The 26,169-nt window shown below is 64.1% G+C and carries 24 protein-coding genes; 8 read left to right on the top strand and 16 right to left on the bottom strand.

Annotated elements, in window-relative coordinates; all coding sequences use genetic code 11:
• Positions 1-217: 217 nt before the first annotated feature.
• Complete coding sequence (locus F8G81_RS05375; protein WP_267277979.1) at positions 218-2,566, top strand: glycoside hydrolase family 3 N-terminal domain-containing protein; 2,349 nt, start codon at positions 218-220, stop codon at positions 2,564-2,566.
• A gap of 28 nt (positions 2,567-2,594) precedes the next feature.
• On the opposite strand, the gene F8G81_RS05370 is transcribed toward F8G81_RS05375, so the two are convergent.
• Positions 2,595-3,644 (bottom strand): LacI family DNA-binding transcriptional regulator, encoded by a 1,050-nt coding sequence (locus F8G81_RS05370; protein WP_267277978.1) that lies wholly within the window; start codon positions 3,642-3,644, stop codon positions 2,595-2,597.
• 285 nt (positions 3,645-3,929) lie between these two features.
• Between F8G81_RS05370 and F8G81_RS05365 the strand changes: the two genes are divergently transcribed.
• The gene (locus F8G81_RS05365) at positions 3,930-4,454 is read left to right on the top strand and encodes a hypothetical protein (protein ID WP_267277977.1); all 525 of its coding nucleotides are present in this window, start codon (positions 3,930-3,932) and stop codon (positions 4,452-4,454) included.
• Positions 4,455-4,467: 13 nt separating this feature from the next.
• Positions 4,468-6,852, top strand: a complete 2,385-nt coding sequence (locus tag F8G81_RS05360) for a carbohydrate binding domain-containing protein (RefSeq protein ID WP_267277976.1) — start codon at positions 4,468-4,470, stop codon at positions 6,850-6,852.
• A gap of 191 nt (positions 6,853-7,043) precedes the next feature.
• On the opposite strand, the gene F8G81_RS05355 is transcribed toward F8G81_RS05360, so the two are convergent.
• The 4 genes from F8G81_RS05355 to F8G81_RS05340 form a co-directional block, all read right to left on the bottom strand.
• On the bottom strand, positions 7,044-7,343 hold the full coding sequence (locus F8G81_RS05355; RefSeq protein WP_267277975.1) for a hypothetical protein: 300 nt from the start codon (positions 7,341-7,343) through the stop codon (positions 7,044-7,046).
• A gap of 72 nt (positions 7,344-7,415) precedes the next feature.
• On the bottom strand, positions 7,416-8,909 hold the full coding sequence (locus F8G81_RS05350) for an APC family permease (protein WP_267277974.1): 1,494 nt from the start codon (positions 8,907-8,909) through the stop codon (positions 7,416-7,418).
• A 176-nt stretch (positions 8,910-9,085) separates the two neighbouring features.
• Entirely contained in the window at positions 9,086-9,769 is a 684-nt protein-coding gene (locus tag F8G81_RS05345; protein WP_267277973.1) for a DUF4166 domain-containing protein, read from the bottom strand.
• Entirely contained in the window at positions 9,753-10,574 is an 822-nt protein-coding gene (locus F8G81_RS05340; protein ID WP_267277972.1) for a hypothetical protein, read from the bottom strand. The genes F8G81_RS05345 and F8G81_RS05340 overlap by 17 nt, the downstream gene beginning before the upstream one ends.
• Positions 10,575-10,688: 114 nt before the next feature.
• Between F8G81_RS05340 and F8G81_RS05335 the strand changes: the two genes are divergently transcribed.
• Positions 10,689-11,648, top strand: coding sequence for an alpha/beta fold hydrolase (locus F8G81_RS05335; RefSeq protein WP_267277971.1), 960 nt, complete (start codon positions 10,689-10,691; stop codon positions 11,646-11,648).
• Here F8G81_RS05335 and F8G81_RS05330 read toward each other — a convergent pair.
• Both F8G81_RS05330 and F8G81_RS05325 read right to left on the bottom strand, forming a co-directional pair.
• Entirely contained in the window at positions 11,645-12,019 is a 375-nt protein-coding gene (locus F8G81_RS05330) for a VOC family protein (protein ID WP_267277970.1), read from the bottom strand. The genes F8G81_RS05335 and F8G81_RS05330 overlap by 4 nt on opposite strands.
• A 74-nt stretch (positions 12,020-12,093) precedes the next feature.
• The gene (locus F8G81_RS05325; RefSeq protein WP_267277969.1) at positions 12,094-12,417 is read right to left on the bottom strand and encodes a hypothetical protein; all 324 of its coding nucleotides are present in this window, start codon (positions 12,415-12,417) and stop codon (positions 12,094-12,096) included.
• Positions 12,418-12,536: 119 nt separating this feature from the next.
• Here F8G81_RS05325 and F8G81_RS05320 point away from each other — a divergent pair, with 119 nt between their 5' ends.
• The gene (locus tag F8G81_RS05320) at positions 12,537-13,055 is read left to right on the top strand and encodes a DinB family protein (protein ID WP_267277968.1); all 519 of its coding nucleotides are present in this window, start codon (positions 12,537-12,539) and stop codon (positions 13,053-13,055) included.
• A 7-nt stretch (positions 13,056-13,062) separates the two neighbouring features.
• The gene (locus tag F8G81_RS05315) at positions 13,063-13,419 is read left to right on the top strand and encodes a hypothetical protein (RefSeq protein ID WP_267277967.1); all 357 of its coding nucleotides are present in this window, start codon (positions 13,063-13,065) and stop codon (positions 13,417-13,419) included.
• A gap of 7 nt (positions 13,420-13,426) precedes the next feature.
• Here F8G81_RS05315 and F8G81_RS05310 read toward each other — a convergent pair whose 3' ends face one another.
• The 7 genes from F8G81_RS05310 to F8G81_RS05280 form a co-directional block, all read right to left on the bottom strand.
• The gene (locus F8G81_RS05310) at positions 13,427-14,287 is read right to left on the bottom strand and encodes an alpha/beta hydrolase (RefSeq protein WP_267277966.1); all 861 of its coding nucleotides are present in this window, start codon (positions 14,285-14,287) and stop codon (positions 13,427-13,429) included.
• A complete protein-coding gene (locus tag F8G81_RS05305; protein WP_267277965.1) occupies positions 14,280-14,798 on the bottom strand; it encodes a DUF3592 domain-containing protein in 519 nt (172 codons plus the stop codon). The genes F8G81_RS05310 and F8G81_RS05305 overlap by 8 nt, the downstream gene beginning before the upstream one ends.
• 64 nt (positions 14,799-14,862) lie before the next feature.
• The gene (locus tag F8G81_RS05300; protein WP_267277964.1) at positions 14,863-15,585 is read right to left on the bottom strand and encodes a DUF624 domain-containing protein; all 723 of its coding nucleotides are present in this window, start codon (positions 15,583-15,585) and stop codon (positions 14,863-14,865) included.
• 21 nt (positions 15,586-15,606) lie between these two features.
• Entirely contained in the window at positions 15,607-17,244 is a 1,638-nt protein-coding gene (locus F8G81_RS05295) for an extracellular solute-binding protein (RefSeq protein ID WP_267277963.1), read from the bottom strand.
• A gap of 20 nt (positions 17,245-17,264) precedes the next feature.
• Complete coding sequence (locus F8G81_RS05290; RefSeq protein WP_416377132.1) at positions 17,265-18,167, bottom strand: carbohydrate ABC transporter permease; 903 nt, start codon at positions 18,165-18,167, stop codon at positions 17,265-17,267.
• Positions 18,168-18,172: 5 nt separating this feature from the next.
• The gene (locus F8G81_RS05285) at positions 18,173-19,153 is read right to left on the bottom strand and encodes an ABC transporter permease (RefSeq protein ID WP_267277961.1); all 981 of its coding nucleotides are present in this window, start codon (positions 19,151-19,153) and stop codon (positions 18,173-18,175) included.
• A 12-nt stretch (positions 19,154-19,165) separates the two neighbouring features.
• Positions 19,166-21,271 (bottom strand): beta-galactosidase, encoded by a 2,106-nt coding sequence (locus F8G81_RS05280; protein WP_267277960.1) that lies wholly within the window; start codon positions 21,269-21,271, stop codon positions 19,166-19,168.
• A gap of 372 nt (positions 21,272-21,643) precedes the next feature.
• Between F8G81_RS05280 and F8G81_RS05275 the strand changes: the two genes are divergently transcribed.
• Positions 21,644-23,038, top strand: coding sequence for a phosphomannomutase/phosphoglucomutase (locus F8G81_RS05275; protein ID WP_267277959.1), 1,395 nt, complete (start codon positions 21,644-21,646; stop codon positions 23,036-23,038).
• A gap of 88 nt (positions 23,039-23,126) precedes the next feature.
• On the opposite strand, the gene F8G81_RS05270 is transcribed toward F8G81_RS05275, so the two are convergent.
• Together F8G81_RS05270 and F8G81_RS05265 are read right to left on the bottom strand one after the other, a co-directional pair.
• Positions 23,127-23,909 carry a DeoR/GlpR family DNA-binding transcription regulator gene (locus tag F8G81_RS05270; RefSeq protein ID WP_267277958.1) on the bottom strand — a complete coding sequence of 261 codons (783 nt, stop codon included), beginning with the start codon at positions 23,907-23,909 and terminating at the stop codon, positions 23,127-23,129.
• Between the two features lie 67 nt (positions 23,910-23,976).
• The gene (locus F8G81_RS05265) at positions 23,977-25,119 is read right to left on the bottom strand and encodes a Gfo/Idh/MocA family protein (RefSeq protein WP_267277957.1); all 1,143 of its coding nucleotides are present in this window, start codon (positions 25,117-25,119) and stop codon (positions 23,977-23,979) included.
• A 138-nt stretch (positions 25,120-25,257) separates the two neighbouring features.
• Between F8G81_RS05265 and F8G81_RS05260 the strand changes: the two genes are divergently transcribed.
• Positions 25,258-26,157, top strand: coding sequence for a PfkB family carbohydrate kinase (locus tag F8G81_RS05260; protein WP_267277956.1), 900 nt, complete (start codon positions 25,258-25,260; stop codon positions 26,155-26,157).
• Positions 26,158-26,169: the final 12 nt, after the last annotated feature.

Genomic DNA, 26,169 nt, shown 5'->3' with positions numbered 1-26,169 from the left:
TCCGTCATCGCAGTGGAACATCGGTCCCGGGACGCTGGCCCGGTCCGAAACTTTCTAAGAAACCCTTGAATTTTCTCTGCACCCCGGAAGGGGGTAGCAGCCTTCCTCCCCAACCGTAGAAAGTTCGCTTGCCGGAAGTCAAGGATTTTTTGATCTAGAAACTAACTGTAAGTTTCTGATAGTTTCAGAGAAATCATTCCAATCCAAGGAGCAACCCGTGAACAGCGGTGCAGCCGAAACGCAAGCAGTTCAGCGCCCCGCGGGGCGCACCGTCGTCGAACGCCTGATCCAGGACATGACGCTCGAAGAGAAGCTCGCCCAGCTGGTGGGGGTCTGGGTCAATGCCTCCATCGAGGGCGATTCCGTTGCACCGCTGCAGAGCCAGCTGGCCGGGGACAACCGCTCGTGGGGCGAGGTCATCGCCAATGGGCTCGGGCAGATCACCCGCATGTACGGCACCACTCCCCTGGACCCCGCGGCGGGCGCGCGTTCCCTGGCCGCGGCGCAGCGGGACATCATGGCCGCCTCACGGTTTGGCATTCCCGCCCAGGTCCACGAGGAATGCCTCGCCGGACTGGCGGCCTGGAAAGCCACAGCCTTCCCCGTGCCGCTCGCCTGGGGCGCCACATTCAATCCCGCACTGGTGCGCGAAATGGCCGGCCGGATCGGCGAGAGCATGCACGGACTCGGCGTCCACCAGGGCCTGGCGCCGGTGCTGGACGTGGTCCGCGACCTCCGCTGGGGACGCGTCGAGGAGACCATCGGCGAGGACCCTTACCTGGTGGGCACAGTGTCCACGGCCTATGTGCAGGGCCTGGAGGAAGCCGGCATTGTGGCCACCCTCAAGCACTTCGTGGGCTACTCCGCCTCCCGCGCAGGCCGCAACCACGCGCCCGTGTCCATGGGCCCGCGCGAACTCGCAGACGTGATGCTTCCACCCTTTGAGATGGCGATCAAACACGGCGGCGCCCGTTCGGTCATGCACGCGTATACGGATGTCGACGGCGTGCCGGGGGCCGCCAACGGCGCCCTCCTCACCACCCTGCTGCGCGACACCTGGGGCTTTGACGGCACTGTGGTGGCCGACTATTTCGGCGTCTCCTTCCTGCAGCTGATGCACGGCGTGGCGGAGGACGGCGGACACGCCGCAGCGCTGGCGCTCGAGGCGGGGGTCGACGTCGAACTTCCCACCGTGAATTGCTTCGGCGGGCCGCTGCTCGCCCGGGTCCGGGAAGGCAAAGTGCCCGAAGAACTGATCGACCGGGCCTTGCGCCGCGTGCTGAACCAGAAGCTCGAGGCAGGCCTGCTGGACGCCGGCTTCGATCCGGAACCGCCCTTCCTGGCTGCAGGCCCCATCGACCTGGACCCGGCTGAGAACCGAAAGCTGGCGCGGGACCTGGCCGTGCAGTCGCTGGTACTCCTGGCCAACCATGACCATGGCACCGGGGCGGCGTTGCCCCTGGCCGGCGCGTCTCGTCTCGGCGTGGTGGGCCCCCTGGCCTCGGACCCCTTTGCCATGCTGGGCTGCTATTCGTTCGATGCCCATGTGGGGGCTTCGCATCCTGACACTCCCCTGGGCATCAGCATCCCCACAGTTGCCGGCGTGGCAGCCGAGCGGTTTACCAATGTGCAGAGCGCCGTGACGGGAACGTGCGAGGCCTCCACGGCCGAGGAGATCCAACGGGCCTGCGCCATAGCCAGGGCAGTGGAGACCTGTGTGATTGTGGTGGGCGACAACGCGGGCCTGTTCGGCCGCGGGACCTCAGGCGAAGGCAATGACGCCGCGGACCTCAGGCTTCCGGGCGACCAGCACAAGCTGCTGGACCGCGTCCTGGCCGCCGCGTCCCAGGCGGGCACCCGCGCCATTGTGGTGGTACTCAGCGGACGCCCCTACGCACTGGGTGACTTCGTTGACCGCGCCGACGCCATCGTCCAGGGCTTCTTCCCCGGGGAGGAAGGCGCCGAGGCCCTCTGGGACGTCCTGCTGGGAACGTCCAACTTCTCCGGCAAGCTTCCGGTGTCCGTCCCCCGGGCCCCCGGCGGCCAGCCGGGGACTTACCTGCAGAGCAGGCTGGCCGGGAAGACCGAGGTGAGCGCGCTGGATCCGTCGCCTTTGTTCAGCTTTGGCCACGGCCTGTCCTACACGTCGTTCGAATTGTCCGACCATTCCTGCAGTACTCCCACCATGTCCACGTCGGCGAGCGCCGTGGTGTCCTGCATCGTCACCAACACCGGTGCCCGCGGCGGCGCCGAAGTGGTCCAGCTGTACCTGGAGGATCCGGTGGCCGAGGTGGTCCGCCCGGTCCGTGAGCTGATCGGCTACGCCCGGGTGGAACTGGCTGCCGGGGCGTCGGCCACGGTGGAGTTCACAGTCCACGCGGACCGCACGTCCTTCACCGGGCTGGGGCTGGAGCGCATTGTGGCGCCGGGCCTCGCGAAGCTGCACGTGGCGACGTCGAGCATTAACGATGCCCACACGCACGAAGTGATCCTGCACGGCGAGCGGCGGGTAGTGGGGTTTGAGCGGGAGATGCTGACCCCGGTGCGGGTAACGCCTCTGGCATAGGTGACCGGTCAGTTGGCGCCGCCTGGATTCAGGAAACGGGAGCGGTTGAGGCGCGGACCACGAGCCGCGGCGGAACCATGGCCGCCCCAGGCACCTCGACCGATTCTTCGCCTTGCCCTGCAATGAGAGCCAGCAGCCTCGACACAGCGAGGTCACCCTTCGCCTTGAAGTCGATGTGCACGGTGGTCAGTGCGGGCTTGAAATAGGCCGCACCCCGGACATCGTCGAACCCTACGATGCTGAGATCCCCCGGTACGTCCATCCCGCGTTGATCAAGCGCGGCCAGCGCCCCCATGGCCATCTCGTCATTGGCGGCAATGATTGCCGTGGTGCGGTCGTCAAATGAGGCATCCCTGGCGATGGCAAACGCGGACGCGGCAGACCAGTCACCATGCTGCACCCCGGTTATGGCCATTCCAAGGGCTGCAGTTTCGGTGATCGCCGTTCGCAGCCGCTTGGTGGTAGAGAACCACCCCTCCGGTCCGGCGATGATGAAAATCCCGCGGTGGCCCAGGTCGTGCAGGTGGCGGACTGCCAGCTGGGTTCCCAGGTCAGTATCTGACTGCGCCTGAGGCCCTTCGAGGCCATCTCCATTGACTTCCCGCAGCAGGGGCACCCGCCGGGCAAGGTCGTCAAAGAGCGCATCAAACTCCGCTGTTGGCGCCAGCGACATCGCGCCTGCCACGTACTGCAGGCCGGTCTGCTTGATGGTGCGTGCGCTGGATTCCAGGGAGTCCACGTCCAGGCTTACGATGTCCAGCACGTACCCTGCAGCCGCCGCGGCTTTAGTGGCAGCCCGGACGATGTTGCTCGGGCCTGCCTCGGAAAGCTCATGCACAAACAGGAGAATACGGTTGGGCTTGCTCGTCCGCAGTGCACGGGCCAGCGGGTTGGGGCGGAAGCCGAGTTCTTCGATCGCCTGGCCAACCTTGGTCCGTGTTGCCTGGCTGATTCCTTCGAAGCCGTTGAGGAAACGGGTCACCGTCTGGGTGGAGACCCCCGCCGTTTCCGCCACATCGTAGATGGTGGCCGGCCGTCCGCTCTTGGCCGCCTTGGCGGCGCCAGTTTCCAGGGTCACGAACGCCAGCGTAGGCGCCGCTGCATGCCGCTGTCAATCGACCTACAATTCCTCGCCTAAGGCACGAACTGCGCCGTCCCCCTCCAATCGATTTCCAAATGTATATCGATGGACAAGTCCGGTCCGGCGCGGTAACGTCTCACCCCATGAACTCAGAGCAGAGTTCACAAAGGAGCGTGGACCGCTTTGTTTTCCCGACGTGCCGTACCTTCGGCCCCTACTGACAGCACCCCGACCTGGCGCCGCCGCATGCCCCGCCTGCGTCCCCCTGCGCACCTCCATGCCGTGGGAAGAACCACTGCCACCGCATTGTTGTTAGCGCTCACTATTCTTGGCACGGGCTGCGCGGGCCCAGACGCCACGGTCGAAAACTGGCAGGGCCGCACCATCGATTTATCCGATGTCTCAGTGGATCAGGGCTTGGCGCTGGTTTCCGCGGTACCCATCGACACCACCGGCCAGGTCACCGATCCCGCGGGCCGAAGCCAGATCGTGGTCCTCAAGAGCATCACTACCCAACATCCTGATGTTCGCGGGCTAATCGTCAGTTCCAGCAAGGCAGCCAGCAGCGGGTCCTTGCAGAACTTCGCGGCTGACTGGCAGCTTCCGCCGTCGGGAGTGGTTGGGCACAACGCCGAATCCCTGGCACAGGCCGTAGAGGCCACCGAAGACGCGGTCACCACGGTCCTGATCGACGACGGCAAGGTGATCGGTTCGTGGAGCAAACGGGTGGTCCTGACGCAAGAGATCGATGCTGCCCTGACCGAGGCAGCGGTCCCCACAGGTTCGACGCCAACGACGGCGCCGTAAGAAAGAGGAAGAGATGACACGAAGTTTTGTGCGACGGCGGATGGCGGCCGCAGCCGCCGCCGCCATCGCAGCACTGGTAGGGGCATTGGGCCTCGTGGGAACACCTGCTCCAGCCAACGCGGCAGGAGCGAGCTATTACGTGGATTGCTCAGCCGCGACCAACGGAGCCGGCACCCAAGCTTCACCCTGGAACAGCTTTGCCACACCAAATGCCACCACTTTTGCCCCCGGCGACCAGCTCCTCTTTAAGCGCAGCACCAGCTGCGCAGGAACGCTGCATCCTCTCGGATCTGGGAGCGCCGCCGGCGGATCCATCACGATCGACGCCTACGGCACCGGCGCCCTGCCAAAAATCGTTGCGGGCGGAGCCGCCGACGCCGTCTACCTCCACAACCAGCAGTACTGGGAGATCCGGAACCTGGAAATCACCAACACCGGAGCGGTGAAAGGCGCGAACGCACGCCGCGGCGTCTACGTCGTCCTTGAAAACTTCGGCGCCGGGAACCACTTCAAGGTCAGCAACCTGAACATCCACGATGTCAACGGCAACACTTCCAAAGAGGCGGACGGAAGCGCCGGCATCCTCTTCGCAGTCCGCGGCACCACAACCCCCAGCTGGTTCAACGACGTCGTCATCGACGGCAACACTGTGGCGAACGTGGCCCGCAGCGGAATCAACATGAGCACCTCCTGGCTCTGCCGCCCGTCCATCGGCTGCAACAACCCGGCCTGGACTCCCTGGCAGGGTGTAATCATCCGGAACAACACCGTCCATGACACCGACGGTGACGGAATCGTCGCGCAGATGACGCAGAACGCCGTCGTCGAACACAACGTTGTTTACAACGCGGCCCTGGCCCCCAATATGGCCAATGCCGGTATCTGGGCCTGGGACGCCGACGGGACGGTCATCCAGTACAACGAGGTCTACGGCACGAAGAAACTGACGGGCAACAACGACGGTCAAGGGTACGACGTCGACTACGGCCAGGACGGCACCATCGTCCAGTACAACTACAGCCACCAGAACGACGGCGGATTCATCCTGTACTGCGGCTGCGGCGGCGGTTCCCGGCTGAACAGCAACTCCGTTGTCAGGTATAACGTCAGCCAGGACGACAAGCTGCGTGTCATCAACATGCTGGGTGCCACGGACGCAAAGTTCTATAACAACACCATCTACATCCCGGCAGGATCCACTGCCCACGTCTTCGAATCGTCAGGGGCCTGGAATGACCTCGCGCTGGTGAACAACCTGATTGTGAACAACGGCAGCGGCGGGTACGTCTACTCCGGCCAGACGCCTGATCAGTATGCGTGGCTGAACAACATCTTCTATGGCAACCACCCGGCCAGCGAACCCAACGATCCCCGGAAGATCACCACGAATCCGCTTCTGGCTTCCCCCGGATCGGGAGGCACCGGCACCGGTTCGGTCAGCGGGTACCAGCTGACTTCCGGATCTCCCGCGATCGGTGCCGGTCTGGTCATCCCGAACAACGGCGGCAAGGACTACTGGGGCTCCACAGTTCCCTCCGTCTGCGCTCCTGATATCGGAGCAGACCAGTTCAGCTCCCCGTCAGACGCAACCTGCCTGGCCAACCAGAACCTCGGCTTTGAAGCCGGCTCCCTGTCGGGCTGGAGTGCGTGGAACAGCGCCTCCGTGGTCAACACCGGGGCCCGTTCCGGAACCTATGCCGCCCGTCTGGGAACGGCACCTGCCTCCGTGGAGAAGGTAGTGAACCTCGCTCCGTGGACCACTTACCGGGTCTCTGGCTGGGTCCGGTCTGCAACCGCCGGTGAGGTGGTGAACGTCGGGGTCAAGAACTCGGGCGGAATCGAAACCGCTGCCAATGCGTCCAGTACCGCCTGGACCCAGGTATCGGCCGACTTCACCACCGGTTCCACCGACGGACCCGTAACCCTCTACTGCTACAAGAGCAGCGGAACGGGCAACGGTTACTGCGATGACCTGGCCATCACCCCCGTCAAGAACTACCTCGTCAATGGCAACTTCGAATCGGCCCACACGGTGCCGTGGCGAAACGGTGACTTCTCGCTGACCGGTACGGCATCAAACGGCAAGCTGGCAGGCCTGGTGAACTCGTCCCTTAGCGGCGGCGCCCTCTGGCAGATCGTCTACGGGCTCAGCCCCAACACCACCTACAAGCTGACCGGGGCAATCGCCAGCCAGGTGGCGGGATCGCAGACTGCACTGGAGGCCAAGGTCTACAACGGTACGGCTGTCTCCAGCGTGTCCACGACGTCCACCAGCTACAGCAAGCAATCGCTGACGTTTACCACCGGAGCCGGCGTCACAACTGCACGGATTTTCTGCCATCTTGCCGCCGGCACCGGTGACGGCTACTGCGACGAGGTGACGCTCACCCAGCAGTAACCCTTTTCAATCACGAAGGCTCCGTCAGTGTTTCGGACGGAGCCTTCGTGGGCAGCGGTCACTGAGGCGTCCAGGCAAGAACGGCCCTGCCCCGCTCTAGCGGTGCGGGCCCGCGCCGTCTGTGCGGGCCGGGGCCGTCCATCCGAGCTCCCCGCCCGATTCGTCAGAAAGGCCCCTAGCATAAACCCGTTCTAGTCAGCCTCGTCGCGGCCTTCACGGTAGTCCTCTTCGTCGTCGAGGGAGAGCGCCATAGCCTGTTCCACCAGATCTGCCTCAGCGGCGTCCGCTTCTGCAACGGCCGTTATTCCGGCCTCCGCACCGCCTGGCAGTACGTCTGCGTGCTGCTCCATGACGTCCACCTCCGGTGCATCAATGGGCAGGGGGTCCATCAGCTCGTTCTCGGACCCGCCCGGTAGGACAGGCGTTTGCTGCTCAAGGGCATCAGCTTCCGGTATTTCCGGCGACGTTTCCCGCTCTGGCCGGATATTCATCATCTTCCTCCTGTGACCATCTCATGCTGGTTCTCTGCACCAGCGGGGCTCAGTGGTTGCACGAAAGCGAGGTTAGTGGATGGGCGGCGGGGGGACGCCTTCATCCTTGCCGATATTCTGTGTGCCCACGGGTTCGCCGGGCCCCCGGTTGGTCCGCCGGGTGATCAGCCAGGTGATGAACCACAGGACAATGCCGATGGCCATGAGCCCTCCGGCCACCTGATACTGGATCGGGTTCCGTCCCACCCATGGGCCGGCCAGGAAGGCGCACAGCAACGCCGCCAGCAACGGAAGTTGGCCGGGCGAGGTGAAGAATACCTTCCGGTTGGGATCCCGCTTGCGCCGAAGTACCAGGCACGCGACGTTGACCACCGTGAAGACGCAAAGCAGCAGGAACGCCGTCGTGCCTGAAAGGTTGGCGACGATGTTGCTTTCCGGATCACTGCTGACGTACCAGATCAGCCCCAGCGCCAGAACGGTGGAGAACAGGATGCCGGCCCACGGCGTCCGCCGCACCGGCAGCACCTTGCCCAGTGGCCGCGGCAGGACATCCTGGCGGGCCATGCCGTAAATGAGGCGGCTGGCCATCAGCATGTTGATCAGTGCAGTGTTGGCCACAGCGAACACCGCGAGGAACGGGAAGATCCTGTCGATCGGGAAGTCCGGGGAACCCTTGTGCACCACCTCAAGGAGCGCGGCACCTTCGGCCTCCCTGATGTTCTCAAGCTCGGTGGGCGAAAGCACACTGACCACGGATACGGCCACCAGCATGTACAGGAGCACTGCTATGCCCAGGCCCGTCAGCATGGTGCGCGGGAAGATCTTCTCGGGTTCCTTGGTCTCCTCCACCATGTTCACCGAGTCCTCGAAGCCCACCATCGCAAAGAAGGCAATGGACGTTGCCGCCGTGACCGCCAGGAACAGCCCCTTGTCCTGGTAGTCATTGAAGACGAATATCTCGCCCGCGTTCCCGGTCCCCTGCGTCAATACGTAAAAGCCGACGCCGATCACGATGCAGAGTGCGATCATCTCCACCATGGTGAGCACCACGTTGAACTTCACGCTCTCGCCCACGCCACGCAGGTTGATCGCCGCCAGGAGCAGCATAAAGCCCATCGCCACCATGGTGATGACTTCCCGGCCCGGCACTCCCATCCAGCCGTTGATCTCCATCCCGCCGAAGAAGTTTTGCGCCAGGACGTTCGCGGAGGTGGAGGCGCTGGTGATGCCGGAGCAGACAACGGCGAACGCCACGAGGAACGTGACAAAGTGAATCCCGAACGCCTTATGGGTGTAGAGCGCAGCACCCGCGGCCTGGGGGTATTGGGTGACCAGCTCCAGATAGGAGAAGGCGGTCAGCGTCGCGACGATGAAGGCGAGCAGGAACGGCAGCCACACGATGCCGCCCACCTGGCCGGCCATCGTCCCGGTCACCGCGTACACGCCGGCGCCCAGGATGTCACCAACAATGAAGAGGAGCAGGAGCTTCGGTCCGAGCACCCGTTTAAGCTTGGGTTCGTCTCTTTCAGGAGTTACATCAAAGACCCTGTCTGACGTTGTGCTCATGACGACCTCCACAGCGGATACCCGGCTACCTGAAGGATCTCGGCCGGATTTCCGGCCTCAATGCGATCTATTTCACTGTGAACCTTCCCGGCTGGTTTTGGCAACACCCTCCGCCGTTTGACCAGCCACGACACATACTTTGCTGCGGCGCTGCCGGTGATGAGGAACGCCGGCAGCTACAGCCGGCGTTCCTCCCTCACCGGCCTGAGCCGCTGCGGGGCCCCGTCAGCGTCTGTGTCAGGAAAGGTGCATTCGAACTCTCCGCGGTACCCGAAAAGGAAGCCCAGGAGAGGATTCCGCACCTGCATCTGGATAGTAAAAACCCCGCGGGCGTCGTCAAAGCCCTCATAGAGATCGGCGGTACCCGTAAACGCGGCGGGAAAGGTGAATCCCAGCAAGCCTTCGTAGAACCGCTGGGCCCCGGATTGGAGATGGAGGGATCCGTCCGGCATCACCTCCAGGAGGAGGTCGGTGGCCAGGTGCTGGTGAGTGCCGAGGTAGTCCACTATCCCGCCGCTGTCAGGACTGAAGACCATGGTGGCATCGAACCGGCGGGTCCTGGCCCCGGGGAGCTCCAGCGTCCGGACGAAAGTAACGGTGGGCCGGCCGAAGCCATCAACATAGGGATAGTTCTCGATGGTGAAGGGAATGTTGTCGCCGCGGTCCGGGAAGAGAATGTTGCGGTACGCGCCCAGGCGAAGAAACGGCACGGTCCACCACGCTCCGCGGCGCACCTCCGAAAAGAGACCGTGTCCCACGCATGCGTAACCAGCTTCGGCGTCCACTCCGAAGCGCTTCTGCAGCATGGGATGCAGCCGGTGGAAATCCTGGCCCATCGCGAGTTCAAAAATCGATGCCACTGCTGCTCCTTCTACCAGGGCCGGTGCCGGATATGGGAGGTGAGGGAAGAGTCAGGAGAGACGAGGGGGCACGTGCGGAGCGCGCGTCTGGCGCCTTCCTCAGGCACCGCCCCGCCCGCGGGACCGTCCGGTGTGGCGGAGTAAGCCAGGAGGCGAGCGCCGCCGTCGAAGCCAAAATGGCGGCCACTCCCACGTCCCGGCCGGACAGGGCACGGCGGAACAGCAACAGCGCAGTGAGAAGAGCAGCCCCTCTGGCCGCTGCGTCAATAGCCCAGCGGTTGCGGGAATCCTCGGGCCGGAGGCCGGATTCCGCCCACAGGCGGAGGCGATCAAAGGAGATGGCAGTCGCCCAGCCCAGGGCAGGGCGGATCACCCGGCGGTCAAGGATCCTGCCGAGGACGCCCATTCCCGGCCGGTAGCTGTATCCGGTGATAAAGCGCACGCCGTGGTCGGTGGGGATGTAGCGCCAGTATCCTGCACCCGGCCCGATCGGCGAGAGCACGTCTGCTGTGGTGAATCTGAGCACTGACGTTGCCTGGCCGTCGGCACGACGCCGGTTGCCCAGTGACGTTCCGGTTCCCCTGATGGTGTGGAACGGCAGGCGAAACTCATACCGGAAACTGACGTTGCCCTCATCGTCCTGGCCCGTAGGGACGATGCGCGAAAACCGAAGGTCCCAGCGCGGATGCAGGTCCGGTTCCTGGCTGAGCGTCCACAGCCGCTCCATGGACGTGCGGATGCCGATTTCAACATAGATCTGCTGGCCAGCCCCAGCAGGCGGGCTCCCGCTCAGATGTTCCCCCATGTCAGCATCATAGGCGGCGGCCACGCGGGGTTGATGCAGCTGGATTGATTCAGCCGGATTGATCCGACGTCGGGCTGACGGGCACGACGTCGGTTATTCCCCTATCGTGGAGCCGTGACTGGACAAAGCACGGAGACGGACAGCGGCTGGGTGGACGTGCCCCACGCAAGGATCTACTGGGAATCGACAGGACATCCAACAGGCGTGCCGGTGCTTTACCTTCACGGCGGCCCCGGCAGCTCGCTGGGCAGCGGGGGTTACCGTAAACAGCATGATCCCGCCCGGTTCCGGACCATCGGGCTGGACCAGCGGGGCTGCGGAAAGAGCACACCCCGGGCACAGGATGACCTCGGCAACCTGCACCGGAACACCACGCAGATGCTTGTGGAGGACATAGAGGCCGTCCGCGAGCACCTCGGCATCGGCAAGTGGATTGTCACCGGCGGCTCCTGGGGCTCTACACTCGCCCTCGCCTACGCGTTGACGCACCCCGGCCGGGTCCTCGGCCTAGCCCTGGTGGCGGTGACAACCACCAGCCGCGCCGAGGTCCAGTGGATTACCGAGGGCGTTGGGACCGTGTTCCCCGAAGCATGGACCGAGTTCGCAGCCAACGCCGCCGCACAGCCGGGAGAACGCGTGGTGGAGGCTTACGCCCGCCGGCTGGCGGGGGAAGACCGCGACGACGCCCGGCTGGCGGCCTTGGACTGGGACCGCTGGGAATCGACGCACATTTCCCTGGACCCTCGGTGGCGGCCAGGCCCAATGTTCGACGACGAACGCGAGCGGATGACCTTCGCCCTGCTGGTTACCCACTACTGGTCCCGCGACGGATTCCTGACCAGCGGGCAGGACATCATTCCGAGGATCCACGAACTGGACGGGATCCCCGGCCACCTCATCCACGGCCGCCGCGACATCAGCGGCCCCGTGGTCACACCGTGGAAGGTTCACCAGGGATGGAAAAGCAGCAAGCTCACGGTCATTGAAACCGAGGGGCACGGCGGCCCGGAATCAGCCAAAGCACTCGCCCAGGCGGTGGAAGAGATTGCCGCCCACTTGGCTGAGGATGGCTAAAGGGCGAAGTCCGGGCCCGGCGGAGGTTCATGGAGCCCAAAGACTGAGCCTTGGTCGTCCCGGCACAGCTTGAAGCGGCCATATTCTGCAGCTTTGCTTTCATCGCCAAGGTCGGTCTCGTCTATCGAACCGCCCAGCTTGCGCACCCGGGCCATGGCAGAGTCGAGGTCATCGACTCGGAAGAACAGGTAAGGCGCCGCTCCGGGATCACCTCCGTGCATCCCGCCACTGATCCCCGGAGTGCCGATCACAAATCCTTCCCCTCCTGAGGGTCCGGGGGCAAATTTCCATCCGAAGAGCGACCCGTAAAAGGCCCTGCCCTGGCCGGCATCCTGGACGCCGATTTCGAAATACACTGGCTCACCGGACATGATTCCTCCTGGACAGGGAGTGACTATTGGCCCACCCTAGACCCGCAGGACCGGGCGGACAATGATCAATTTTTCTATGATCTCGCCGCGCGGACAACCCTGCTGACGGCGGCGCCGGCGGCCAGGATAGCCGGGACCAGGCAGACCAGCGTAACCACCGTGTTGGGCCGGAACAGTGAGCGCCCGCCGTCGTTCCGGTAAACGCCCAGCGGCACCACCATGCCCCCTCCCCCTCCGCCGGAAGCACCGTTCCCGGCTTCCCCGCCGCCACCAAATCCGAAGGAGACCAGCGCAACCGGGATGATTTCTTCCCCGCCCACCTGGATCGGTGGGCCGTATGCCTTCGAAACGCCGATGTTTTTGAACGTGTCCACGAGGGAGGAGAAAGTATCAGACATGGCTCCACGATAGGCACTAACAGCGCCCAGCACCATGAGGCGGAGGCCCCGCCTCCCGGCGTCGATCCTGAATTGCTACGGGCTAATTTGTCCCCAAGGAAGTCTGGAATACTTCACGCATGGCCTCCCTCCCCGTTACCCTCTCTGAGGATGTCTTGAACCAGCCAGTCCGAACCCAGTTCGAGGCGTTCCTCAACGAGCACCGCCTCGCCCTCAGTGACTGCTTGGACGGGATCACCGAGGAGCAGGCGCGCCGCTCCCTGGTGCCCTCGCGGACCACGCTGCTGGGCCTGGTGAAGCACGCCACCTTCGTCGAAAAGGTCTGGTTCGACGAAGCCATCACGTGCCGGTCCCGCACCGAGATCGGCATCGCTGCGACGCCGGACGAATCATTTGTCCTCGACGACGGCGACACCATCGCCACCGTCCGGGAAGCCTACCGGCAGGCGTGCGATAACTCGCGGGCCGCGACGGCGCCGCTGGGGCTCGACGACCTTCTCCACGGAAACCGGCGCGGGCCGCTCCCGCTGCGCTGGGTGTATCTTCACATGCTCCGAGAACTCGCCCAGCACTGCGGGCACGCGGACATCCTGCGCGAGCAGCTGCTGGCCAATAACGTCACCAGCGCGCAGGCATAAACTGAGAGTGAATGTCTCTTCCATCGCCCGGGAGGACCTCATGGAGACTGAATACGCCGATGTCACCGGTCACGATGTCACCACCATCGTCTGCGTCTGCGGGAACACCGTCAGCGGCGAGGGACTGATCCAGGCCAACAGCGAAGGCATCCCGGTTCACGGGGACAGCAGGACTCCGGTACCCGCCGGGCTGGCCGAGTGGCCGGAGGATGAAGACATCTACACGCTCTGTCCATCCTGCGGCCGGGTATACCGCGACGCCGTTATTGAGGAGACCGGGAAGGCCCCGGTTGCGTTCCGCGTAGACGCCGCCCAGGGACCCGTTGCCGAGGCAATCCGCGTCCACTGGGAGCAAAACACCTAGGGCAGGTCTACTTCGCCCAGCCCACCTTGGGAAGCCAGTCCTTCAGGATGGGCAACACCACGGAGCTGTGCATCGCACCCAGGTGGTCCAGGCCCGGGAGGACATGCACATCCCAGCCGGCCTCCCTCAGTTCGGCCTCATGCCTGGCCAACGGCTCACCGATCTTCACCTGGACTCCGCCCCACTGAGGGCTGTAATCGATGCTGTCCTCGGCGCCGGCGAAGGCGAGTCTGGGCAGGCCCGGGGGCAATCGGACGGCGGAATCGTCAAAGTCCTGGAGCGCTTCGTAGAGCGTGACGAACTGGCCGGTTTGTGCCGGCGTGGTCTGAACGGCGGCAGAATCCCAGTCGCCGGGTTCGGCTTCAGCCACCGGAACCGCCGACGGATCAGGTGCCTGGGTGGACATCAGATGCGCCGCGCGGGTGACCGCCAGCATGCTCCGGTACGGTCCCCCTAGGGGAGGAAACCCGCCCATCACCAGCGCCCCGAGCCGGTCGGTGCGAAGCGCCAGCTGCAGGCCGCTCAGCGCCAGCCAGGAGTAGCCGTAGTAGCCGAATGATTCGGAATCGGCTGCATCTGCGATGGCCAGAAGGTCAGCGGCAAGATGGTCCGGGGTCAGGCTGCCCGGCGCCGGGTTGGCCATCCGGTGTCCTTCGTAGTCCGCCGCGATGAGGCGGTTCGATGCCGACAGTCCATCCACCAGAACTGGCCCGAGGTCCGGATCCCCGCCCCATTTGCGCATAATCTCGGCCTCGGCAGGCGCATACGGCTCCAGCCTCACAGGCAGGAGCAGCGCCGGCCCGTGCCCCTCAACGGTGACAGGAATGACCGAGCCGTCGTGGAGGACAGCCTCAACAAAGTCAGCCATGGTGAATCCGCTCCCTTTCGACGGCGGCGGCTTTCCGTTTTCGGCTCCTCCTGCGGAACATCCCGCCGATGGTTACGGCGAGGGCCAGGCCATCAAAAATAAACATTAGGAGAACCCCTATTCCCCGCACGGATACGCCGCCGCTTTCGAAACCGAGCACTGTGGCCCGGCCCGGCTGGTCGGCCTGGTACACCACGGTCACCTCATCGCCCACCACAGGCTCCTGGTCGTGGTCTACGCTAGCCGAGACGTAGCGGAACTCCCCGTCCGCTGACTGATACTCCACCCGGATGTTGCGGTCGGACGCTTTGTTGGTGTCGACAAACCGGACGATCGTGCCGCTGACCTGTTCACCGGTCCTGGCCAGTTCGTCATCAGCGTCGGCCAGTACGGTGCCGACCACGATAAGTGCCGGTCCGATGCCGAGAAACAGAACCATCAAAGCAACGTTCCTGAGCCTGTTGAGAAAGGTTTTTGGCTTGCGGGCTGGGGCGTTATTCGGCTCGGTCACGTCCCTATTCTGCCGCAGGCTTCCGGCCTGCCGAACACCAGAAACCTAGGTACATGAGCCGCCTTCAGGTCAGCGCCGGTTCCCGAAGGGTGAACTTCGCTTCGATGAATGTCAGCAGCGGCCGCGAGTTCAGGCAGATCAGGAACATCACGGGCCCGGCGATGAAGATCAGCAGGCCCGCGGTGGTGGCCGTCAGCAAGAATGCCGAGATGAACAGGATCCCGGCGTTGCCCAGCGACACCCGCTTCTGTGCGCCCAGGCAGTACAGCGACAGCCGGTGGATGTCCCGAACCCGGAACGCAAACCGGGCCACCAGCAACATTGCCGTCACACCGGCCGTCGCCACCAGGAGCCCCAGCACCAGCAGCCCTGCCCGGGCGGCCGCCAGGCCGGGATTCCCGGCGTCGAACGTTCCGGGCAGGAGCAGCAGGTTAAGGACGACGACGGCCATCACCGCCAGGTACGGCAGCCAGACCGCGAGCGCCTGCCTGACATTGCTGCGGTAGCCGCGGAGGAAATCCCGGAAGACTCCTGTCTCCTCCCCCGCCAGCAGACGGTTGAAAGCGTAGGCGGCGGCCACCAGCGACGGGCCCACGGGCACCAGCGCAGCCGCAACAACGCCGGCGGCCAGCAAGGTGGAGCCACCGGCCAGGCTGACCATCAGCGGGGCCAGTACCAGCAGCATGTTGGCCAACACCAGAAGCACGCCGGCCATCATGACTCCGTACACCACCCCGGCCGCCCTGAACAACGGACCGGAGCCGTACTCCGCCTTCTTCTGTGCCACGAAATGCCCTACTTCTTGCTGTTATTTGGCTGTATTGGCCTGGTAAGACTTGTACGCCTTGTTGGCCAACTCTACGTACTTGGACTGGCCCTTCGCGTCGAGTTCCTTCAGGTAGGCATCGAACTCGCTCAGGTCCCGCTGGCCGGTGATGAACTTCAGGGTGTTCTGCTTGACGTGGTCCTTCAACGGGGTCAGCACCAGGGTTGCCTGCTCCCGGTCCACGTCGCTGAACGGCACGGGCGGTGCCACAGTCTTGGGCTTCTTGGACTTCATGGCCTTCTGAAATGCCAACTCCTCCTCGTTGAACGTGGACTGCAGCAGCTCCGTGGTGCCGCCGTAGGCGAAGTTGCCGCCGGAGAAGCCGTACTCCACGCGGAGGTCTTTGGTGCCGCCGGGGTTCAGGCCCTGGAAGTTGATGTCCTTCGCCAGGACCCGCTTGCCGCCCTCCTTCGTGAAAGTGGTTCCTTCAACGCCCCACTTGGTGAACTCCTGGCCCTCGTCGCTGTAGAACAGCCAGTCGATGTACTGGATCAGAGCCACAAAGCTGTCCTTCTCCTTGACGGAGGAGTTGAGCATGATGCCGTTTTCCAGACGTGATCCGCCGATGATGTCGCCCGCCGGACCGCCCGGCACCGTGATCTTGGCAACCGCAAAGTTGCCCTTGCCCAGTGACTGCTCCATGGATGTCCGGTAGGTGATGATGTTCTGCGAGTTCGCGCTGATCACAAACGACTTGCCGGAGACGAACTTCTGGATGGCCGAATCGTCGGTCTGCGTGAAGCTCTCCGGATCCATCAGGCCCTCGGACACGAGCGAGTTGAAGTAGGTCACCAGTTCCTTGAACTGCTGCGAACCCGCACCGAACGTAAACTCCTTCTTCGACTCGTCAAAGCTGAGCCCGTCCACCAGCCCCCAGCCCGCCACGGTCCCGAACGCCGTCCCGGCGATGTTCAGGACGCTGTTGCCGTTGAAGCGGTCGGAAAAGGGCACGACGTCGGGATGCGCCTTTTTGAGCTTGCGCAGCACTTCGCGGAACTCATCCCAGCTCTTGGGCTCGCTGATGTTTTCCTTCTTGAGGATGTCCGTGCGGAACGCCACCGAGTAGTCCGGCCACAGCTCCTCATGCAGGCCCGGAAGCACGTAGTACTTGCCGTCCTCCTGGGTCAGACCGGCGATCTCCGGCTCGAGCTTCCACTTCTTGACCTTGTCCTGGAAGTGCGGCATCAGATCCACATAGTCGCTGACAGGCAGGACGGCGCCGGAGGAGACGTACGCCGCTTCCTGGCCGGGGTAGGTCTTGGCGATGATCTCCGGAGCGTTGCCCGAGCTGATCAGGAGGCTGCGCTTCTGCTCATAGTCGCTGCTGGGCACAATGGTGGTTTCCAGCGTGACGTTGTTCTCTGTTGCCATCCGGGTGAACAGCAGCCAGTCCTTTTTGTAGGGGTACGTGGGCTGGTCGCTGAAGAGGAAGCTGAACGTCAGCGGCGTCGTCGCCTTGAACGTGTCCCCCACCCCGAAGCTGTCCATCGCTCCGTTGCGGGACTTGGAGGTGTCCACCTCAGCCGAATCGGAATCGCAGCTGGTCAGCATCAGGCCGATGGTGACAACGGATGCCAGACCGAGGAAGTCTCGTCTGCGGAGCTCTGGTTTGGAGATCATTGGATGTCCTTTCATAAGGGTTATTCCTTGACGGAACCGAGCATGACGCCCGAAAAGAAGTACTTCTGCACGAACGGGTAGACACAGAGAATGGGGATCACGGTCAGGACGATGGTGACCGACTGGATGTTGGCGGCGATCTGGCCCACGTTCTCCACGGTCCCGCCGGCGGACCCGGCCGTGGTGACGCCGGCGATCATGTTGCGCAGGTAGATGGTGACCGGGAAGAGCTCCGGCTTATCCAGGTAGAGGAACGCCTGGAACCAGGAGTTCCAGTTGGCCACGGCGTAGAACAGGACCATAGTGGCCACGATTGCTTTGCTGAGCGGCAGCACCACCCTGAACAGCACGCCGTACTGCGTGAGGCCGTCGATGGCCGCGGCTTCCTCCAGTTCCCGCGGCATGTTCTCGAAGAAGGACTTCATGATCAGCAGGTTGAAGACGCTGATGGCGTTGGGCAGCACCACGGCCCAGATGGAGTCCCGCATGCCCAGCGAACTGATCAGGACGTAATTGGGAATCAGCCCGCCGTTGAAGAACATGGTGAACACCGCAATGCCGATGAAGAGGCTGCGGCCCTTGAGGTCCTTCTTGGCAATGGCGTAGGCGAACGAGGTGGTCAGCACCATGGAGATGGCGGTGGCCACCACCGTGTACAGGACCGTGTTGCCATAGTTGTTCCAGAACGTGCCGTCCGCCAGGATCAGTTTGTACGTCTCCACGTTGAAGCCGCGCGGGAACAGGTTCACCTGGCCGGCGTTGATGAAGCCTTCGCTGGAGAAGGACTGGGCGATGATATTCAGGAACGGATAGAGGGTCAGGAAGACCACTGCCAGCAGGAACACGAGGTTGAAGATCCGGAAGGCTTTGACACCGCGGGATTCCTTCAGGTCAGCTACCCGCACTCCGCTGTCTGACGTAATTTTGTTCACCACAGGCTCGTTCCTGCGAGCCGCTTTGAGATCGCGTTCGCGGAGAGGATCAGCGTCAGGCCGATGACGGATTCGAACATTCCGATGGCGGCCGCGTAACTGAAGTTGCTTGATTCCAGGCCCACCCGGTACAGGTAGGTGGAGATGACATCCGAGGTTTCGTAGTTGAGCGGGTTGTAGATCAGCAGGATCTTCTCGAAGCCCACGGCCATGAACGTGCCGATATTCAGGATCAGCAGCGTAATGATGGTGGGCCTGATGGCGGGCAGGGTCACGTGCCAGGTCTGCTGCCACCGGTTGGCGCCGTCGATCCGGGCTGCTTCATACAGCGATTCATCCACCCGGGTCAGAGCGGCGAGATACAAGATGGCGCCCCAGCCCATGGTCTGCCACACCTCCGAGCTGATGTACATGGGCCGGAACCAGGCGGCGTCCTGGGTGAAGTTCACCGTGGTGCCAAAGAGAGTGTTGGCGATCTGGTTCACTGTGCCGGTCATGGAGAAGTTCTGCAGGATCATGCCGGCGATGATCACCACGGACATAAAGTGCGGCAGGTAGGCCACGGTCTGGACGAACTTCTTGAACTTCTGCGAGCGCAGCTCATTGAGCATCAGCGCGAAGATGATGGGCATCGGGAAGCAGAACAGCAGGGTCAGCACGCCCAGCATGATGGTGTTCTGGAAGGCCTGCCAGAAGCTGGGATCGTTGATGAACAGGACCACGTACTTCAGGCCCACCCACTTCTCTCCGAAGATGCTGCCGCCGGGCTGGAACTGCCGGAAGGCGATGACGTTGCCGGCCATGGGCAGGTACCGGAACACCGCGAAGTACAACAGCGGGAGCACCAGCAGGGTATAGAGCCTCCAGTCCCTTTTGATGGCCAGCTTCCAGCCGCCGGGCTTGTTCCGCGGCGGTTCTGCGCCGCGGGGCTGGTCAGCGGTGACCGCCTCCGGCGGAATTTCCAGTCTCATTGCCATGGCGTCCCCTGCCTATCGTGTGGTGTCATTGGTGGCGGCGTCGGCTGTCCGTCTGTCTTCGAGCCGTGTGTCTTCGACGCTGTTTTCCTCAAGGACCAGCACGCCGCTGGGCGGGAGCTCCACCGCGCCCTGGACCGGGTGCCCGGTCAGGAGGTCTGTTCCGCCGCCGCCCACGTTGACGCTCGCCGGGGCGTCGTTGTGGTTGAGCATGAACAGGAACCTTTTGCCCTTGCCCGCACGACGGCGCACCTGGACTCCCCGGGGTCCGTCCAGTTCGGGATGCACTCCGGCTGCCTTGCATTCGGCGTCCAGCAGCGCGCTCAGGAATGTGGCGTCCACCCGGGCCGAGAGGTAGACGGCACTTCCCCGCCCAAAGGCGTTCCGCGTGACCGCGGGTGCCCCGGCGAGCCGGCCGGACGCGTAGCTGGCAAGGACATCCGCCCCGTCGGTGTGCAGGTGCTCGGTCCAGTAGCCCGCGGAGGCCGTACCGCCGTCGGACAGTGTTAGCTTCACTTCCTCGCCGTCGCCGGCGAGCGGGTGCATTTCCTCGCTCCAGGCACCCAGGACGTTCCGGAGGGCGCCGGGATAGCCGCCCAGGCGGATGGTGTTGGACTCGTCGACGATGCCGGAAAGGTAGGAGACCACCAGGCGTCCGCCGTCGGACACGTAGTCCTCAAACCGCCGGGCTGACTCATCCGTGAGGAGGTACGCGGCCGGCATCAGGACCAGGCTGTACTGGCTGAGGTCCCGCTTGGTGTCCACAAAGTCGACGGTGACGTTCGCGTCGAACAGTGGCCGGTAGAGCCGGAGGACTTCCTGGGCATAGTTCAGGTCGGACCGGGGCGAGTTGCCCAGTTCCAGCGCCCACCAGCAGTCCCAGTCGAAGACGATGGCCACCTTGGCACTGGACCTGGTGCCGGTGAGGCCGGCCAGGGACTTCAGCTCGGTGCCGAGCTCGCAGACCTCCCGGAAGATCCGGGTAATAGGGCCCGCGTGGCCCACCATGGCGGAGTGGTAGCGCTCGGTTCCGCCCCTGGCCTGCCGCCACTGGAAGAACAGGATGCCATCCGAACCCTGGGCGATGGCCTGGTACGAGCCCAGGCGCATCTTGCCGGGAAGCTTGGAGACGTTGATGGGCCACTGGCTCACCGCTCCCGTGGCCTGCTCCATGACCATCCAGGGCTGGCCGTTGCGCAGGGACCGCATGAGGTCGAAGTTCAGTGCAGCCGCCACATGCGAGTCGGCTTCCCGCGGGTCCGGGTAAATGTCCAGGGCGGCCGCGTCCTCTTCGGCGGCCCAGGCCCAGTAGTCGTTGGTTTTGTAGAAGCGCATGAAGTTGGTGACGATGGGCAGGTCAGGCGTGTGGCGGCGCAGGATGTCCCGAACAGCCGTGTAATGATCCAGCATGCTGGCGGAGGTGAACCGGTGGAAGTCCAGCCGGCGCGACGGGTTGGACCAGGTCCGCGGCTGCGCCGGGACACCCACTTGGCTCCAGTCCGAGTAGACCTGGCCCCAGACGTCCGTGCTCCACGCCTGGTTCAGGTCCTCCAGCGAGGAGTACTTCTGCTGCAGCCATCCGCGGAATGCTTTGTCCGCCCAGGGGCCGTAGGAGAGCGGCCCGTATTCGTTGCCCACGTGCCACATCCGAAGCGCGGGGTGCTTGGCATAGTGCTCGCCCATCCGTTCCGCCAGGGCCAGGGCCTTCCGGCGGTACACCGGGTGCGAGACGTCGAAGTGCTGGCGGGAGCCGAAGCCGAACGTGGTCCCGTCTGCCAGTACAGGGTGGATGTCCGGGTGCTGCTGTGTGAGCCAGGCAGGCGGAACAGCGTCCGGGGTTGCCAGGTCCACGCCGATGCCGTGCCGGTGCATCAGGTCCATCACGTCATCCAGCCAGCCGAAGTCATAGACTCCATCAGAGGTTTCCAGGCGGCTCCAGGAGAATACGGCCAGGGTAACCAGGTTGACGCCGGCCTCCTGCATCAGGCGGGCATCCTCGAGCCATACGTCGCGGGGCCACTGCTCGGGGTTGTAGTCCCCGCCGTAGGCAATCCCGCCCAGGCGTTCGTGCAGGCCCTTCAAGCGGTCTTCGGCGGTGCTGGCTTGTGGCTCGCTGGTCATCATTGTCCTTTGGTCGGCAAGTCGGCCGCGTGGTTCCCAACCCTGCGACCTGCATCACATGAAGAAAGTATCGTAAAGTTTACGCAATAACAACACCCTGGATAGCGGATTCCACTCCCACTTTCAGTGAAGCGGCACGGCCAAGCGATGTATAGGGGGCGATTTCAGTCCGCTTTCGCTCGGAAAGGCCACCAAGCATCCCGCACTGATAATTAATGTTTCTGAGACAATTCAGAAACTATCGGAGAAGCGGAGCGGCAGCCACAGGCTTAGAAACGAGGCGCGTCCGGCGAACCATCACTCATAACTGCTAAGGTGGTGTTGGATTTCCAACAATTCATGTTTGCATTGCCACTACTGCCCAGGAGCACCATGGACCTGTCACCGTCCTTCAAGGCCTACGACGTGAGGGGCCTGGTCGGCGTCTCCATAACCGCCGAAAGCGCCGAAGCCGTGGGTGCTGCCTTTGTTGACACCCTGGACCTATCTGGGAAGAGCATCGCCTGCGGCGGAGACATGCGTCCATCGTCGCCCGAATTCAGCCGCGCCTTCGCTGTAGGCGCCACGCGGCGCGGGGCCAATGTCCTGGATCTCGGCCAGATTTCCACGGACGAACTCTACTTCGCGTGCGGTGCACTGGACATGGCGGGGGCAATCTTCACCGCAAGCCACAACCCCGCCGAGTACAACGGCATCAAGATGGCGAAGGCCGGCGCCGTTCCGGTCTCCGCGGACACCGGGCTTAACGCCATCAGGGACCTCGCCCAGCAATACTTGGACACCGGCATCCCCACAGTCCAGGCCGAGGGCAAGATTTCGGCCCTGGACGTCTTGGAGGCCTATGCCGAAAAACTGCGCTCACTGGTACCCCTGGACGGGATCCGGCCACTCAAGGTGGTAGTGGACGCGGGCAATGGCATGGCGGGCCTGACCGTGCCGGCTGTGCTGGGCGCCCAGTACTACCCCGGGTTGCCGCTCACCGTGGTTCCGCTGTACTTCGAGCTCGACGGCACGTTCCCGAACCATCCCGCCAACCCGCTGGAACCGGACAACCTCCGCGACCTGCAGGCCGCCGTCGTAGCCCACGGCGCGGACCTCGGGCTGGCGTTCGACGGCGACGCCGACCGCTGCTTTGTGGTGGACGAGGCTGGAAGGCCCGTGACGCCGTCGGCCATTACTGCCTTGATCGCGGTCCGCGAGATCGCCCGGGCCCGCACCGCCGGGGAGGCAGAGCCGGTCATCATCCATAACCTGATCACGTCCCGGGCGGTGCCGGAATTTGTCCTCTCTGCCGGCGGCCGGCCAGTACGCACCCGTGTGGGGCACAGTTTCATCAAAGCCCGGATGGCTGAGGAAGGGGCCGTGTTCGGCGGCGAACACTCCGCGCACTACTACTTCCGCGATTTCTACAACGCGGACACCGGCATGCTGGCCGCCATGCACGTCCTGGCGGCCCTGGGAGGCCAGGCACAGCCGCTGTCCGAACTGGCCCGCGAATATGATCCGTATGCCGCAAGCGGGGAGATCAACTCGGCGGTCGCCGGCGTCGCCGGGACCGTGGCACGGGTGCGGGCAGCCTACGAAGGTTCCGCTGCCGCATTACTGGAGGAGCTCGACGGGCTGAGCGTTACCGACCCCTCCGGGAACTGGTGGTTCAACCTGCGGGCCTCCAACACGGAGGAACTGCTGCGGCTCAATGTCGAAGCCGCCGACGCCACCACCATGGCGCAGGTGCGGGACGCCGTCCTGGCCGAGATCCGGCGCTAAGCCGGCCGCCACATGAAAGTCGGCGCCGTCCAGGGGCTTGAGCGAGCCGCGCGGCCCTAGTCGGGCAGGGAGACCTGCAGCCGGGCGCTCACGCTGCCACCACCAGCTTGACCTTGGCGGCACGCAGGGCTTTTTCGATCTCGGGCGGCGGCGGCGCGTCAGTCACCAGGATGTCCACGGCGTCAAACGCCGTCAGGCGCGCCAGCGCATACCGGAGCATTTTTTGTTGTGTTGCCACTACCACCACTTGTTCCGCCGAGTTCATCAGCGCAATTTTGGTGGCGCGCTCCACGTCGCGTTCAATGTAGAACGCCTCGTCGTGGAGCCCGCTCACACCAATAAAGGCCGTCTTGGCCCGGAGGCCCTGAACGGCCCCTACTGTCATGGGTCCGTTGAAAGCCTGGCTGTCCAGGAGCAGCTCGCCGCCCAGGCAGATGGTCCGCGCGGACGTCAGCTGCAGGCAGCGCTGGATGGCCGGCGCTGAATGCGTGATGATGGTTCCCCCGAATGAGGTCGGCAGCTCCTGCGCAATCTGGTAGGTGGTGGTCCCGGCGTCCAGGATGATGGCGTCCCGTTCGCCGATCATGGCGACGCAGGCACGGGCCACCCGCTGCTTGGCGTCGGCATCCTCACGCACCCTTGCAGCAAAGTCCGCATTCTGGCCTCCGGTGTTGATGGCGCTCACGCCGCCGTGCACCACCCGCACCAGGCCCAGCTTTGACAGCACGCGCGTGTCCCGCCGCACTGTCATGTCCGAAACCGCGAAAGTCTCGGCGAGGTCGGTGGTGGAAATGAAACCCCGCCGGCCCAGCTCGTCCAGGATGGTGCGCTGGCGGGGCGTCAGCGGCGCCTCTTCACGTGCGATGCTCATAACCCCTTCTTCCTTGCCCACATGCCGGATTGCCTGGCGGAGTGTTGCAATTCCAACACCAATCTACTTAATGCCGTACACCTATGCCCGCATTCACCAGCTCTACGGGGCGCCCTTCCACAATGGAACGCTCGGCGGCGAGACCCATCCGGACAGACTGGAGGCCGTCCGCGACGGTGACCTCCACTGGGCCCTCGCCCAGGATGGCCTTCCGGTAACCCAGGTGTTCGTAGTACGTGGAGCCATGGTGGGCGCCAGCTGCGAGGACTGCCTCGTCCACCGGAACCTCATGCTTTTCCGGACCGAGCGGCGACCGCGGGCTGAATTCCACAGTGGCCTCGGCTTCGTCTCCTTCGATCCAATGGTTGGCCGCCACCGGGATGAGCGTCTCGATCTTGGCGGCGTCGCCGACGATGGAGATCCGTTCCTGGAACTTGGAACCCTCAGCGAACATGGACAGCTCCAGCATGGCGCGCCGGCCACCCTTGAAGTCAACGATCACGTAGGCGTTGTCGATCATGTCCGACACCCGGCCGTCATAGTTCTCGTCCATGTGGTTGACGTCATGACCGCCGCTGGCGTAGACGCGGGTGGGCTCGTCCTGCAGGATCAGTCGCATCAGGTCAAAGAAGTGGCAGCACTTTTCCACCAGCGTTCCACCGGTCCGCTCGGCGAAGCGGTTCCAGGAATCCACTTTGTGCAGGAACGGGAAGCGGTGCTCCACGATGGACAGCATGTAGATGTTGCCGAGTTTGCCGTTGTGCGCTGCCTGGATGATCTCCTGCACGGGCGGCATGTATCGGTATTCCATGGCCACCCACACCGGGGCCGTGTAATTGGCGGCAAGCGCCTCGAGTTCGTCAGCCTGCTCCGCCGTGGTGCAGACCGGCTTCTCCACGAGCACTGGCAGGTTGGTGCCGCTGGCGAAAATGTCCTTGAGGATGCCCAGGTGCGTGTCGTTGGGGCTGGCAATCACTAGCGCGTCCACCAAGCCGGAGGCCAGAAGCTCCTGGTGGGACGGGAAGGTCTGCACCTGATAGCCGATCTCGGCAGCGGTCTCTTCCAGGGATGTCTGCTGGGGATCGGAAACTGCGGTGATCCGGCTACCCGGGATCAGCGCGAGGTTCCGGACGTGTTCACGGGCCATGTGGCCGGCCCCGATGAGGCCGTAACGAATGGTCCGGACCGTTTCCGCAGTAGGCAATGACATGAGCTGCTCCGTTTCTCTACGTTGAGGGTGGGACCGCGGCGTTGCATCCCAAACAGAACTATACCGAAAGTGTTGTTATTCCAACATAGCGTGTGTATATTTCTTCAGTATCAGCCCGGAACTACAACGAGGTGGAACGTGCCCCAACCGTCAACTGGAACCCTGCTCTTCGTAGGCTGTGCAACTCTTGACTCCATTGCCCTGGTCCAGGATTACCCGGCAGCAGACAGCCGCACCGTTGCAACGGACTTCGCGACGGCGGGCGGCGGCCCGGCAGCCACAGCGGCCGTCGCTGCAGCCCGCGCCGGCGCCCTGACAGCCTTCGCCGGAGTCCTCGGCACCGATGAGGAAGGCGACCGCATTGTCAGCGGCCTGGAAGCGGAAGGCGTGGACACGTCGGCCGTCATCCGGGATCCGAACGTCAAAACCGGTGCCAGCGTGATCGTCGTCAGCACCGCCACCGAAAGCCGGGCGATCGTCACCCGGCCCGTCCCCCCTGTCAGTTTTCCCGCCGGCAGCCGCTTCCACGAACTGTTGGCCACCGCAGCCTGGGTCCACACGGACCATCTGGGCTGGAACGCGGTAGCCGGTGCCACCGGCCTCAATCCCGCCAATCTCAAGCTCAGCGTCGACGCCGGCAACCCCATCCCTGCCTTCAGCCCCCGCGGCGTCGCGCTGTATGTCCCCACCGTCGAACGGTTGAGGGCAGACTACGGCGAGGACCTCGCCGTCGAGGCCCTCCTGCGGAAAGCGATCGACGACGGCGCCTCCGCCGTCGTCGCCACCGCCGGCTCGGAGGGTGCCTGGGTCCTTTCCGGCGACGGAGATCCGGTCCACGTGCCGGCAACCCCGGCGAACATCGTCTCCACCCTTGGCGCCGGCGACGTCTACCACGGCGCGCTCCTCGCTGCCGTCGCCGCCGGACTGGCCCTCGTGGATGCCGCAGCCTTCGCCGGCCGCACTGCCTCGGCCTCCTGCGCCGGACTGGACGGCCGCTCCATGATCCCGCGCCAGGCCGTCACCCCTGTTCCTGCCTGACTAAACCGCCCT

This window comes from Arthrobacter sp. CDRTa11, assembly GCF_026427775.1.
Taxonomy (GTDB): Bacteria; Actinomycetota; Actinomycetes; order Actinomycetales; family Micrococcaceae; genus Arthrobacter.
This window is presented reverse-complemented; position numbering and strand designations above follow the sequence as displayed.